Origin of the sequence: Rhizobium sp. GN54 (assembly GCF_021026345.1) — a bacterium.
Lineage (GTDB): Bacteria > Pseudomonadota > Alphaproteobacteria > Rhizobiales > Rhizobiaceae > Mycoplana.
This window is the reverse complement of sequence record NZ_JAJNCZ010000002.1, coordinates 98,895-112,658: the sequence shown is the minus strand read 5'-3', so window position 1 is coordinate 112,658 and position 13,764 is coordinate 98,895. Positions and strand designations below refer to the sequence as shown.

General features: G+C 67.8%; 10 protein-coding genes. 7 read left to right on the top strand and 3 right to left on the bottom strand.

Annotated features, from left to right (window positions below; genetic code table 11):
- Positions 1-2: 2 nt before the first annotated feature.
- Positions 3-1,538 (bottom strand): aromatic amino acid lyase, encoded by a 1,536-nt coding sequence (locus tag LQK81_RS06595; RefSeq protein WP_230804652.1) that lies wholly within the window; start codon positions 1,536-1,538, stop codon positions 3-5.
- A 115-nt stretch (positions 1,539-1,653) separates the two neighbouring features.
- Between LQK81_RS06595 and LQK81_RS06590 the strand changes: the two genes are divergently transcribed.
- Positions 1,654-2,928, top strand: a complete 1,275-nt coding sequence (locus LQK81_RS06590) for a LysR family transcriptional regulator (RefSeq protein ID WP_230804651.1) — start codon at positions 1,654-1,656, stop codon at positions 2,926-2,928.
- Positions 2,929-2,951: 23 nt separating this feature from the next.
- On the opposite strand, the gene LQK81_RS06585 is transcribed toward LQK81_RS06590, so the two are convergent.
- On the bottom strand, positions 2,952-4,154 hold the full coding sequence (locus LQK81_RS06585) for an MFS transporter (RefSeq protein ID WP_230804649.1): 1,203 nt from the start codon (positions 4,152-4,154) through the stop codon (positions 2,952-2,954).
- A gap of 82 nt (positions 4,155-4,236) precedes the next feature.
- Here LQK81_RS06585 and LQK81_RS06580 point away from each other — a divergent pair, with 82 nt between their 5' ends.
- Complete coding sequence (locus LQK81_RS06580; protein WP_230804647.1) at positions 4,237-5,223, top strand: AraC family transcriptional regulator; 987 nt, start codon at positions 4,237-4,239, stop codon at positions 5,221-5,223.
- Between the two features lie 58 nt (positions 5,224-5,281).
- Here LQK81_RS06580 and LQK81_RS06575 read toward each other — a convergent pair whose 3' ends face one another.
- Complete coding sequence (locus LQK81_RS06575) at positions 5,282-6,256, bottom strand: GlxA family transcriptional regulator (RefSeq protein ID WP_230804645.1); 975 nt, start codon at positions 6,254-6,256, stop codon at positions 5,282-5,284.
- 114 nt (positions 6,257-6,370) lie between these two features.
- Between LQK81_RS06575 and LQK81_RS06570 the strand changes: the two genes are divergently transcribed.
- The 5 genes from LQK81_RS06570 to LQK81_RS06550 all read left to right on the top strand — a co-directional run bounded on the left by LQK81_RS06570 (position 6,371) and on the right by LQK81_RS06550 (position 13,602).
- Positions 6,371-7,273 (top strand): 3-keto-5-aminohexanoate cleavage protein, encoded by a 903-nt coding sequence (locus LQK81_RS06570; protein ID WP_230804644.1) that lies wholly within the window; start codon positions 6,371-6,373, stop codon positions 7,271-7,273.
- A gap of 186 nt (positions 7,274-7,459) precedes the next feature.
- Positions 7,460-8,950: a carnitine 3-dehydrogenase gene (locus LQK81_RS06565; protein WP_230804643.1), complete on the top strand. Its 1,491-nt coding sequence runs from the start codon at positions 7,460-7,462 to the stop codon at positions 8,948-8,950.
- A 328-nt stretch (positions 8,951-9,278) separates the two neighbouring features.
- Positions 9,279-10,439 (top strand): acyl-CoA dehydrogenase family protein, encoded by a 1,161-nt coding sequence (locus LQK81_RS06560; RefSeq protein ID WP_230804641.1) that lies wholly within the window; start codon positions 9,279-9,281, stop codon positions 10,437-10,439.
- A gap of 312 nt (positions 10,440-10,751) precedes the next feature.
- Positions 10,752-12,815 (top strand): acetate--CoA ligase family protein, encoded by a 2,064-nt coding sequence (locus tag LQK81_RS06555; protein ID WP_230804639.1) that lies wholly within the window; start codon positions 10,752-10,754, stop codon positions 12,813-12,815.
- Between the two features lie 4 nt (positions 12,816-12,819).
- Positions 12,820-13,602 carry a carnitinyl-CoA dehydratase gene (locus tag LQK81_RS06550; protein WP_230804637.1) on the top strand — a complete coding sequence of 261 codons (783 nt, stop codon included), beginning with the start codon at positions 12,820-12,822 and terminating at the stop codon, positions 13,600-13,602.
- The last annotated feature ends 162 nt before the right edge of the window (positions 13,603-13,764 follow it).

Here is a 13,764-nt window from a genome sequence, read left to right as displayed (position 1 = left end):
CTTCACGCCAGCGCAAAGAACGCGTCGAAATCGTCCATCGGCGCCGCCGCCGCGAAGGAGGCGAGCGCATCGGGACAGGCGAGGTCGCGATCCAGCGCCTCGATCTCGGCGGAAAGCAGGCGGTCCTTGCGATAGAATTCCGTCACCGTCCGCACCCGCGCGTAGGCGACCGCGGCGACGCCCTCCGGAGTGTCGCCGGCAAGGTCGATCGCCTGCGCCGACAACATGCCCTCCAGTGCCGCGAGCTGGCGCAGGTCGCGCACCTGGCTCTCCATCCGCTCCACGATCAGCGGCAGGAACGTCGCCTCCTCCTCCAGCCCGCCGGCGACGACGATCGACTGGGCGGAGATCGGCAGCGCCAGCGACTGGATGCGCATGTAGAGCTCGACCGCGAGCTTGACCAGCGGACCGAAGCCGGTCGCAGCCTCCCCGGGGGCGACGAGGTTGACCGGCAGGTTGCGGCGCACGCCGTTGGAGAGCAGCACGCAGCGGTTCAGCACGTTGCGGGCGAGATGGGCGAAGCCGGTCTGCGCCGCCTCGACATAGAGCGCCGTCGACAGCGGCAGCGAGCCGCCGGACGCCATCACGTACTCGTCGATCACTACCGGGTTGTCGTCGGTCTGGGCGGTCGCCTCGACGATGCGCTCGGCGGCGTTCATCAGCGTATCGAGGCAGGCGCCGAACACCTGCGCCGTCATCCGCAGGCTGAGCGGATCGTGGATGGCCGACGGCTTCGGCCAGGCGCAGGAGGCGGCCTGCGCCGAAAACCAGCGTCCGGCCAGCGCCTCGCCATGGCCGGAAAGCCTTGCGGCCACCCGCCAGGGGTCGGACGAGGCGCCGAGCGCCAGCGACGAGAGCAGCCCCGTCACCATCAGGTTGCGGATCGCCTTGGCCGCCTCGCGGGTGACGTCGGCCGCCGCCGCATGGGCGATCGCGTTGACGCTGAGCGCGGCCAGCGCATCGCGCGGCTGCATGCGGAACGGCTGCAGCCCGGCGCGGGAAAGGGCGACCGCCGCCGGCAGCCGCTCGCCCTGGAAGTAGGCCTCGCCCTCGCCGGTCAGCACGGACGCCACCTGCCCCATCAGGCCGATATCGGCGCAGCCCATCGAGCCGTGCCGGCGCACCACGGGGACGACGTCGCGTTCGAGCAGCGCCAGAAAGGCGCCGACCAGTTCCGGGCTGCAGCCGGAATAGCCTGACAGTGCCGTGTTGATGCGGATCGCCATCGCCTTGCGCACGATCGGCAGCGAGAACGGCTCACCGGTGCCGAAATGATGCGCCCGGACGAGGTTGTGGTTGAACTCCATCAGGTCGTCGACCGTCCAGAGCTTGTCCTTCATCGAGCCGACGCCGGTATTGGAACCGTAGACCGGCAGGCCCGAGGCGAGACGGTCGGCGATCACCTTGCGCGCCGCACCGATGCGCCCCATGCCCATCTCGCAGGCCTTCGGCCGGGTCGCTGCGTGGCCGATGGCCTCCAGCGCGGCAAAGCCCAGCGGTTCTCCTGTCAGATAGAAGGTCTCGGCGTTTGCAAGCATTGTCGTTCCCCTGTGCGGACAACTCTATGCAAGGTGGAAAAATCGGATACATCCCAATATCCGTACGGTAGATGCCATTATCCGAACAATCATGGCCGGCATCGGGAGCGCGCGAATGGATCTTGCCACACTCTGCCTCGTCGAGGCGACGCTGCGAACCGGCAGCGTGCGCGCGGCCGCAAGGCTGGAAGGCCGGCCCGCCTCCAGCGCCAGCGCGGCGCTGCGGCGGCTGGAGGCGGCGATCTCCATGCCGCTCGTGCGCCGGGAAGGCGCGATGCTGGTACCGACGCTCGATGCGCAGGCGCGCATGGATCGGCTGGCGGAAATCGCAGCGGCGGCGAAGGAACTGCTTCTCCCCGGCGCCGAACGCGCCGCCCGCCCGGCCGTCCCCTTGCCGCAAACCCCGCCCCGGCCGGTCCGCCCGATGCCGCAGATCCCGCTCGAGACCCTCGCCCGCTTCAGCGCGACGGTCGGCGCCGGCAGCATCCGCAGGGCCGCCCGCATGCTCGGGCTCGGACAGCCGCAACTGACCCGGCAACTCGCCCGGCTGGAACGGGAGATCGGCTTCCCCCTGCTCGTCCGCTCGCGCGGCGGCGTCACCTGCACGGACGCAGGCGTCGCGGTCCTTGCGCTCGCCGAGCGCATCGGAAACATCTGGGCGAACCTGTCGCAGGCTTCCGACGAGCGCTTCCGCAAGAGCGCGCGGACGTGGCGGCTCGGCTCCGTCATTCCCTTCGGCCACGAGAGCGACATTGCCCGCATGCTGGCCACCCTCGCGGCCGGCTGGCAAGGTAAGCACCCCCGCCAGCCGCTCTTCATCGCCTCGACCACGGCTGACGAGCTGATCTCCGGCCTGCAGGCCCGCCGGTTCGACCTCGCCCTTCTCGACGTCGATCGTTTTCCGGCCGAATTCGACGGCGCCCTCGTCAGCCGTTCGCCGCTGGCGCTCGCCGTCTCGAGGTCGGTGGTGAAGGACGGCGAAGAGGTTGCGGACCTGCTGCGCAGGCTGCCGGTCGCCGTCCCGAGCGCCAGGAGCGGCCTGCGCCAGATGACCGACCTCTATATCGCAAGCACGCTGTCTGCTGCCGAGCGGGCGAGGCTGACGCTGGTGGAGGTCGATTCCATCCCCGTCATCGTCAATCTCGTGCGCGAGCACGGCTATCTGTCGATCCTGCCCGAACAATCCGTCTCCCGCCTTGCCGACCCGCCGGCGCTGATCCGCCTCGACGCCCGCTTCCGGCAGACCCTGAACCTCGTCTGGCCCCGGAACGCGCTGTCGCGCCAGACGGCGCAGGCGGTGATGGAGATCCTGTCCGCGGTCGAGGGCGACCCCGCCGCACCGCCGCCCGGCAAAACTGCGCCGGACAGGCACGCCGCCCCGCGCAGGTGACACGCGGGGCGCAGTCTCTCCGGTCAGGCGACGGAAACGGCCGGCCGCGGCTTCACTCCGAGGAGGATGCCGATGGCGGCGGCGGCCAGCACCAGCCCGCTTGCCGTGAACACGCCCGTGGCTCCGCTGGTATCGAAGATCACCCCGCCGACGGCTGCGCCCATGGCGATGGCGAACTGGATGGCGGCGACGAGCAAGCCGCCGGCGCTCTCCGCCTCGTCGGGCACGGTGCGCGCCAGCCAGGTCGACCAGGCGACCGGGACCGCGCCGAACAGCAGGCCCCAGAGCGTGATCACCGCGGCGTCGAGGATCAGCGACGGCGCGCTCGCCGTCAGGACGAAGGCGATCGCGGCCATCAGCAGCGGCATCAGCGTCAAGGTCAGCCGCAGGCTGCGGCCGATCAGCAGGCCGGCGACGAGGGTTCCGACGAAGTTGGCAAGCCCGAAGCCGAGCAGGATCGACGAGACGGTCTCGATGCCGGCACCGACATCGGCTTCCAGGAACGGGCGCAGATAGGTGAAGAAGGCGAAGTGACCGCCGAAGACCAGGGTGGCGGCCAGGATTCCGAGCCCGACGCTCGGCCGGACGAGAACCCTGAGCGACGCCTTGAGGCTCGTGGCGCCCGCAGGCGCCAGCCGCGGCAGGGTCAGGAACTGCATTGCGAGTGCTGCCGCGCCGAGGCCTGCCGCCAGCACGAAGACCGTCCGCCAGCCCGCAAGCGCGCCGAGATAGCTGCCGACCGGTGCGGCCACGATCGTCGCCGCCGACACGCCGCTGAAGATCATCGACAGCGCCCGCGGCACCGATGCCGGCGGGACGAGGCGCATGGTCACCGCCGTCGCCATCGCCCAGAAGCCGCCGAGCGCGACCCCGAGCAGCACCCTGCCGACAAGGAGCGTCGCCATGCCCGGCGCAAACGCCACCATCAGGTTCGAGACGATCAGGAGCAGCGAGAAGAACAGCAGGAGGTGGCGCCGGTCCGTCCGGCGGGCCAGCGATGTGATCAGCAGGCTCGCGACCATGCCGACCACCGCGGTCGCCGTCACCGCCTGCCCCGCCGCACCCTCGGTGATGGCCAGTTCGGCTGCGATCGGCGTCAGAAGGCTCGCCGGCAGGAATTCCGCCGTCACGAGCCCGAAGACGCCGAGCGCCATGGAGAACACGGCGCCCCAGGCGGGCCGGTCGACGGCATCGCCGGTTTCGGAGGAATGGAAGGTGGGGTTCATGGGTTTGCCCTTGATTGAAGAATGATGCACTGCACAAACCCTAGGCTGGACGCTTCGGACGATCTATGGCACAAACACCGCAATGCTTGATCGTAAGTCCGAAAACACCAGCCCTGCCTCGCGCGGCGCCGTCCATCCCGACCTCGTCAGCGAGCTGCTGATGGGCATGCGGCTCGTCGGCCTCGACTATCGCCGCATCGAGGTGACGCCGCCCTTCGGCCTGGCTTTCGGGGAAGTCGAGGGCCGCGCCCAGTTTCATTTCGTCGCCTGCGGCCCGGTCCACCTGCGCACGCCGGCCGGCACCTTCCACACGATGAACACCGGCGATGCGGTGCTTCTGCCGCGCGGCGGCGGCCATGCCCTTGTCTCGCGCCCCGACAGCCAGTGCCAGGACGTCCGCGCGCTTTCGGCAGCACCCATTTGTGCCTCCGTCAGCGCCATCAGCGCCTGCAAGGGCGGATCGGAATGCACCGACGAGCGCGCGATCGTCTTCAGCGGCTGCATGGAATTCGACCTCGGCGGCCTTCACCCGCTGGTTTCCCTGATGCCGGAGGTGATGCTGGTCGGCACGCTGGTCGAGCGCTATCCGGAGATCCTGCCGATGCTGGAGGCGATGGAGCGCGAGGCGAAGGGCGCCCGCGCCGGCTTTGCCGGCATTCTGGCGCGACTCGCCGACGTGGTGGCCGCCTTCATCGTCAGGGCGTGGGTGGAATGCGGATGCGGCGATGCCACCGGCTGGGTCGCAGCCCTCCGCGACCCGCGCCTCGGGCGCGTCATCGTCGCGCTCCACAACGCGCCGGGGCGCGAATGGACCGTGGCCGAACTGGCCGAGATCATGGGCGCCTCGCGCTCGGTCTTCGCCGAACGGTTCCTGGAGGTCACCGGTGTGACGCCCGTGCGCTACCTGACGGAACTGCGCATGCGGCTGGCGACGCAATGGCTGTCGAAGGAGCGGATGCCGATAGAGGCCGTGGCACTGAGGCTCGGATACGGCTCGCAGGCCGCTTTCAGCCGCGCCTTCAAGCGCATCACCGGCCATCCGCCGGGAAGCCATGCACGCCCGCAATAGCGGTCATGCCCTGAGCCCGAAGCCGACAGCGGCCTGCCGCCCGCCTTTTCCCCAGTCCTCACCCCTTCCCCGCCGTCCGCAGCCGCCGGCGTGTTTCCGTCGGGCTCTCGTGATAGTGCGCGCGGTAGCTGCGGGAGAAGGCAGACGAGGAATTGAAGCCGGTGGCGGCGGCGATGTCGGCGAATTCGTGCCTGGTCTCGATCACCTTGCGCCGGGCCGCGTTCAGCCTGAGCGCCAGATAGTGCTGGTGCGGCGCCACCCCCATCGTCTCCTGGAACAGGTCCTGCAGGTGGCGGGCGGAAATGCCGATCCGGCGGGCGAGCCGCGTCAGCGTCACCGGCGCCTCCACCGTCTCCTCCATCAGCCGCACCGCCTGGCTGACCCGCTGGTCGGCCACCCGCATATTGCCGAGCGCAGGCACCTGCAGCAGCCCGCCGGTGCGCTCGTGCTCGTAGATGAAGATCCTGGACACCTCCAGCGCCAGCGAATAGCCCTGCCGTCTCCGGATGATCTCGAGCATCAGGTCGAGCGTCGGCAGCGAGCCGCCGCTGGTGATGCGCTTGCCGTCGATGACATAGCGTTCCGTCAGCACGTTGACCTGCGGATAGGCGGCGGCGAAATCCTCGCGATCCTCCCAGTGGATCGTCACCGAGTGGCCGTCGAGCAGGCAAGCCTGCGCCAGGAGCCAGCTCCCCGATTCGATCCCCGCCATCATCGTGCGGTGCCGGGCCGTACGCGACAGTTGCCGCCTGAGCGCAGGCGTGGCGCTCGCCTGCCACTGGTAGCTCGACAGGATGAACAGCGGCACCGTCTCCTGCTCGGGCCGGAACGGTCCGTCGACGGGAACGGGAATGCGGCTGCGCGTCTCGATCGCCGCACCATCCGGCGAGAAGAGCCGCCAGCGGTAGAGGTCCTGCCCGGAGAGCCGGTTTGCGGCGCGCAAGGGCTCTATGACGGAGGCGACGAGGATCAGGTTCGTCTCCGGCAGCACGAGAATGTCCAGTTCGAGCGTGTCCGACGACGGTTCGAGCATCGGCGCAACTCCTTCGCAATCTTCCTGAAGTGTAAAGAATGCCGCCGAAATTGAAAAGCACGTTGCATCGGCTTGGCTCGTAATGGCCGCAACGAACAAATACGGGAGAACGAAATGCCCCTGACCATGAATCGCGACGTCTTCATCACCTGCGCCGTGACCGGCTCGGGCGACACCGTCGGCAAGTCGAAGCACGTGCCGATCACGCCGAAGCAGATCGCAGAGGCCGCTGTGGAGGCCGCCAAGGCCGGTGCTGCCGTCATCCACTGTCACGTCCGCGATCCCGAGACAGGCGCGCCCTCGCGCCGCAACGACCTCTACAAGGAAGTGACCGACCGCATCCGTCAGGCCGAGGTCGACATCGTGCTCAACCTCACCGCCGGCATGGGCGGCGACATGATCTTCGGCGACGTCGAGAAGCCGTTGCCGCTGAAGGAACAGGGCACCGACATGGCCGGCGCCACCGAGCGCGTCTCCCACGTCGCCGAGTGCCTGCCGGAGATCTGCACGCTCGACTGCGGCACGATGAACTTCTCGCTCGGCGACTACGTGATGACGAACACGCCGTCGATGCTGCGCGCCATGGCAAAGCAGATGACCGACCTCGGCGTCCGCCCCGAGATCGAGGCCTTCGACACCGGGCATCTGTGGTTCGCCAAGCAACTGGTCGAGGAAGGCCTGATCCAGGATCCGGTGCTGATCCAGCTCTGCATGGGCATTCCGTGGGGCGCGCCCGACGACCTCAACACCTACATGGCGATGGTCAACAATGTGCCCGCCAACTGGACCTTCTCGGCCTTTTCGATCGGCCGCAACGCCATGGCCTATCCGGCCGCCGCCGTGCTCGCCGGCGGCAACGTTCGCGTCGGGCTGGAGGACAATCTCTATGTCGGCAAGGGCCAGCTCGCGACGAATGCCCAGCTCGTGGAGAAGGCCGTCACCGTCGTCGAAAACATGGGCGCCCGCATCATCGGCCCGGCCGAGGTGCGCGAGAAGCTGAAGCTGACCAAGCGATAAGAAAACACCCCTCCCAACCCTCCCCACAAGGGGGAGGGCTTAACCCGTGGCGCCGCCGGCGACACACAGCAGAACTGCTTCCACCAATTCGGGCCATCGATGCGGGCAAAGCGGATCGGCAGGTTAAGCCCCTCCCCCTTGTGGGGAGGGGTTGGGGAGGGGTCTTAATTGAGAGGGAACGACCACATGACCAAGATCACCAAGGCAGCCTGCATCGGCGGCGGCGTTATCGGCGGGGCCTGGGCGGCGCGGTTTGCGCTCGCCGGCATCGACGTCGCGATCTTCGACCCGCACCCGGAAGCCGAACGCATCATCGGCGAGGTGATGGCGAACGCCGAGCGGGCCTATGGCATGCTGACCATGGCGCCGCTGCCGCCGAAGGGCAGGCTCACCTTCGTCAAGAGCATCGAGGAAGCCGTGCAAGGCGCTGACTGGATTCAGGAAAGCGTGCCCGAGCGCGTCGACCTGAAGCGCGGCGTCCTCACCCAGATCGACGCGGCAGCAGACCCGAAGGCGCTGATCGGCTCGTCCACCTCGGGCATCATGCCGACCGACCTGCAGCGCGACATGAAGCATCCCGAGCGCATGTTCGTCGCCCACCCCTACAACCCCGTCTATCTGCTGCCGCTCGCCGAACTCGTCGGCGGCGAGAAGACGGCGCGCGCGACGCTGGAGGACGCGAAGGCCAAGCTCGCCACCATCGGCATGAAGGGCGTGATCATCAACAAGGAGATCGAGGCCTTCGTCGGCGATCGCCTGCTGGAGGCCGTCTGGCGCGAGGGCCTGTGGCTGATCAAGGACGACATCTGCGACACCGAGACCCTCGACGACGTGATCCGCTACTCCTTCGGCATCCGCTGGGCGCAGATGGGCATGTTCGAGACCTACCGCATCGCCGGCGGCGAGGCCGGCATGCGCCACTTCCTCGCCCAGTTCGGCCCCTGCCTCTCCTGGCCGTGGACGAAGCTGATGGACGTGGTCGACCTGGACGACGAACTGGTCAACAAGATCGCCGACCAGTCCGACGCCCAGTCCGGCGCCCGCGGCATCCGCGAGCTGGAGCGCATCCGCGACCAGAACCTCGTCGGCATCATGCACGCGCTGAAGGCCGGCGACGACGGCCGCGGCTGGGGCGCGGGCAAGCTCCTGACCGAATTCGAGGACTATCTCTGGGCGAACGCGAAAAAGCCGGAGGTCGATCTCGGCGAGGTGAAGCCGCTGAAAATCCTCGACACCAAGGTCTCCGCCGCCTGGGTCGACTATAACGGCCACATGACCGAGCACCGCTACCTGCAGGTCTTCGGCGACACCTCCGACGGCGTGCTGCGCCTGATCGGCGTCGACCTGGACTATGTCCGCGACGGCCACAGCTACTACACCGTCGAGACCCACATCCGCCATCTCGGCGAGGCCAAACTCGGCGACGCGCTCTACACCACCTGCCAGATCCTGTCCTCGGACGACAAGCGCCTGCAGTTCTTCTCGACCATCTACAATGCCGAGACCAACGAACCCGTCGCCACCGCCGAACAACTGATGCTGCACGTGGATAGCAAGGCCGGCAAGGCCGTCGCCGCTCCGGCGCCCGTACTCGACAAGGTAAAGGCGCTGACCGAAGCCCATGCCCGCCTGCCGGTGCCGGAAGGCGCGGGGCGGCATGTGGGGCAGAAGCGCTAGCCTTTCGTCCCTCCCCTTTGTGGGGAGGGTGGCCCGCAGGGCCGGGAGGGGTTGCCCCTCATCCGCCTGCCGGCACCTTCTCCCCGTGAACGGGGAGAAGGAACAAGTGGCAAACGCCCGGCGCTTCACGGGAGAACGAAGCACCGGCGGAGAGATTGTATACCACCCGGACCGGCCGAGGCTCACATGCCCGGCCGGATGGGACCGGGCGGCAGAGGACGAGACGCCGCGGCAAATCCCTTCTCCCCGCCAGCGGGGAGAAGGTGCCGGCAGGCGGATGAGGGGCAGCCCAGCAGGCGCCGCCCCCGAACAAACGAGGGAGAACAGCATGAACTTCGCACTGACGGACGAGCAGCAGATGATCGTCGACACGGTCCGCAGCTTCGTCGAGACCGAAATCTATCCGCACGAAAACGAGGTGGAGCGCACGGGTTTCGTGCCGCCGGAACTGGGCCAGGACATCGCCCGGAAGTGCAAGGAGATCGGCTTCTTCGGCTGCAACTTCCCCGAGGAAGTCGGCGGCGCCGGGCTCGACCACACCTCGTTTACCCTGGTCGAGCGCGAACTCGGCCGCGGCTCGATGGCGCTGACGGTGTTCTTCGGCCGCCCCTCCGGCATCCTGATGGGTTGCAACGCCGAGCAGCGCGAGAAATATCTGATCCCGGCGGTGCGCGGCGACAAGTTCGATGCGCTGGCCATGACCGAACCGGACGCCGGCTCCGACGTGCGCGGCATGAAGTGCTTCGCCAAGAAGGACGGCGACGACTGGATCGTCAATGGCACCAAGCACTTCATCTCCCACGCCAACATCGCCGACTTCGTCATCGTCTTCATTGCGACAGGCGAGGAACAGACGCCGCGCGGGCCGAAGAAGCTGATCACGAGCTTCCTCGTCGACCGCGGCACGCCGGGCTTCGAGATCCGCGAGGGCTACAACTCCGTCTCCCACCGCGGCTATAAGAACTGCATACTCTCCTTCGACGACTGCCGCCTGCCGTCGTCTCAGATCCTCGGCGAGGTCCATCGCGGCTTCGACCTCGCCAACGACTGGCTGTACGCGACCCGCATCACCGTCGCCGCCACCTCTGTCGGCCGCGCCCGGCGCGTCTTCGACTACGCCCTGTCCTACGCGGCCGAGCGCAAGCAGTTCGGCAAGCCGATCGGGGCCAACCAGGGCGTCTCCTTCAAGCTCGCCGACATGATTACGGAAATCGATGCCGCCGACCTTTTGACCCTGTCGGCCGCCTGGCGCCTCGACCAGGGCCTGCCGGCCAACCGCGAGATCGCCTCGGCCAAGGTCTTCGCCACCGAAATGCTGGCGCGGGTCACCGACGAGACGATCCAGATCTATGGCGGCATGGGCCTGATGGACGACCTGCCGCTCGCCCGCTTCTGGCGCGACGCCCGCGTCGAGCGCATCTGGGACGGCACTTCCGAAATCCAGCGCCACATCATCAGCCGCGACCTGCTGCGGCCGCTGGGGGCTTGAGGCGATGAGGATTGTGGCCTTCACCCCCCTCTGCCCTGCCGGGCATCTCCCCCTCAAGGGGGGAGATCGGCCGGAAGCGCGCGCCGCGTTCGTAATTGCCCCGGCGGGACCTGCCGCCCTCGCTGCGACATTGACAAGAACATCAGCAGAGCAAGCCACGCAGTTCCACTCATCCATACGGGAGATGTCCGCTACGAGCGCCACTCCCGCCCCACAGCGACCGCTGACGGCCAGGCACCGGGCGAGACCCGGCCTCCTCCGATCTCCCCCCTTGAGGGGGAGATGCCCGGCAGGGCAGAGGGGGGTATCGGCATGACCAGCATGACCCGCTCCCTCGACCGCCTCATCCGGCCCCGCTCCATCGCCGTCTTCGGCGGCAAGGAGGCGGGGCGCGTCATCGAACAGTGCGACAAGATGGGCTTTGCCGGCGCGATCTGGCCGGTCCATCCGACCAGGGACGAGATCCACGGCCGCCGCTGCTACCGCTCCGTCGCAGACCTCCCCGAGGCTCCCGACGCCTCTTTCGTCGGCGTCAACCGCAACCTGACGATCGAGATCATCCGCGACCTCGCCGCCCGCGGCGCCGGCGGTGCCGTTTGCTACGCCTCGGGCTTCCGCGAGGCGGTGACCGAGCTTGCCGACGGCGACGACCTGCAGAAATCCCTCGTCGAAGCCGCCGGCGACATGCCGATCCTCGGCCCCAACTGCTACGGCTTCATCAACATGCTTGACGGCGCCCTGCTCTGGCCCGACCAGCACGGCATGGTCAGGATCGACAAGGGCGTCGCCGTCCTCACCCAGTCCTCCAACATTGCCTGCAACATCTCCATGCAGCAGCGCGGGCTACCGCTCGCCTATATCCTGACGGCCGGCAACCAGGCCCAGACGGGGCTCTGCGACCTCGCCTGCGCCGTGCTCGAGGACCCGCGCGTCACCGCCGTCGGCCTGCACATCGAGGGCTTCGACAGCATCGATGCGCTGGAACGGCTCGCCCGCCGCGCCCGCGAACTGAAGAAGCCGGTGGTGACGCTGAAGGTCGGCAAGTCCGAGCAGGCGCAGCTTGCCACCGTCTCGCACACTGCCTCGCTCGCCGGCAACGACGCCGTCTCCACCGCACTTCTCTCCCGCCTCGGCATCGGCCGCGTCGAGACGCTGCCGGAACTGCTGGAGACGCTGAAGCTCCTGCACCTGCACGGCCCGCTCGCAAGCTTCGATATCTCCTCGATGAGTTGCTCGGGCGGCGAGGCCTCGCTGATGGCCGATGCCGGGGTGAAGCGGAAGGTGGTCTACCGGGCGCTGCACGAAGAACAGCGAAAGCCGCTGCGCGAGGCGCTCGGCCAGATGGTGACGATCGCAAACCCGCTCGACTACCACACCTTCGTCTGGGGCAACCGCGAGAAGCAGACCGAAGCCTTCACCGCGATGATGCGGGGTGGCTATGCGCTGAACCTGATCGTGCTCGATTTTCCCCGCCTCGACCGCTGCGACGCGAGCGACTGGGTGACGACCTGCCATGCCGTCATCGACGCCTCGCGGGCGTCGGGCGCACTCGCCGGCATCGTCGCCAGCATGGGCGAAAACATGCCCGAGGAGACCGCGCTGATGCTGATGGAAAACGGCGTCGTGCCCTTCTACGGCATCGAGGAGGCGCTGGCGGCAGCCGAGGCCGCAGCCACGATCGGCGCCCTCTGGGAGAAGCCCCTGCCCGCGCCGCTGGTCAGGGCTGGTACAGCCGCAGGCGAGCCGGTGACACTGACGGAGCACGAGGCCAAGACGGCGCTGGCAGCATACGACCTTCCCGTCCCCGAGGGCCGCGTGGCGGAGAATGCGGCACAGGCGGCGGAAGCCGCCGAAGCACTCGGCTTCCCGGTCGTGCTCAAGGGCCTTGGCGTCGCCCACAAGACCGAGGCCGGGGCGGTGAAGCTCAACCTGCAGACGCGGGAGGCGGTGCTGGAAGCCGCCGCCGCCATGGCCGGCGTCGCGTCCGGCTATCTCGTCGAGAAGATGGTCGGCCGCCCCGTCGCCGAGGTCATCGTCGGCGCGATGCGCGATCCTGTCGCCGGTCCGGTGCTGACGGTCGGTGCGGGCGGAATCCTGGTGGAATTGCTGGAAGATTCGGCCATTCTGACGCTTCCGACCGATGACAGGGCAATCCGCGAGGCGATTTCCGGCCTGAAGATCGCAAAACTGCTTCAGGGCTATCGCGGTGGCCCGCCCGGCGACGTCGACGCGCTCGTCGCAGCCGTCGCATCGGCGGCATCCTATGTCGTTTCAAACGCTTCAATTGTCGATGAACTCGATATCAATCCTATCATGGTGCTTGCTGACGGCGACGGGGTTGTCGCGGCAGACGCCCTGATCCGTCTGAGGAAGTGAGCCCATGACCGGACCGATCCGCAAGCGCCGCGAAGGCGGCATCCTCGAAGTCACGATCGATCGCCCGAAAGCCAACGCGATCGATCTGGTGACGAGCCGCATCATGGGCGAAATCTTCCGCGATTTCCGCGACGACGACAGCCTGCGCGTCGCCATCGTCACCGGCGCGGGCGAGAAATTCTTCTGCCCCGGCTGGGACCTGAAGGCGGCGGCGGCGGGCGACGCGGTGGACGGCGACTACGGCATCGGCGGCTTCGGCGGCATGCAGGAACTGCGCGACTTGAACAAGCCGATCATCGCGGCCGTCAACGGCATCTGTTGCGGCGGCGGTCTCGAGATCGCGCTCTCGACCGACCTGATCCTCGCAGCCGAGCACGCCACCTTCGCCCTCCCCGAGATCCGTTCCGGCACCGTCGCCGACGCCGCCTCGATCAAGCTTCCGAAGCGCATTCCCTACCACATCGCCATGGACATGCTTCTGACCGGCCGCTGGCTCGACGTGCAGGAGGCGCATCGCTGGGGCTTCGTCAACGAGATCCTGCCGGCAGACAAGCTTCTGGACCGGGCCTGGGAACTGGCAAGGCTGCTGGAGAGCGGCCCGCCGCTGGTCTATGCTGCGATCAAGGAAGTGGTGCGCGCGGCCGAGGGCGAGACGTTCCAGACGACGATGAACAGGATCACCCGCCGCCAGTTTCCGACGGTGGACGTCCTCTATTCGAGCGAGGACCAGCTCGAAGGCGCCCGCGCCTTCGCCGAGAAGCGAGATCCGGTGTGGAAGGGCCGCTGAGCGGCCTTTTCATCCACACCGCCATGCCCTGAAAATGCGTGCTCGCGCTTGTCGCGGGCATTTGCGTAAGTGCCGTTTATACACAAGCGAGGAAATTTAAGACGTTACATTTGTGCCATTTTCAGTAATCTTATCAATCAGCAAGCGGCCGCAAGCGACCGT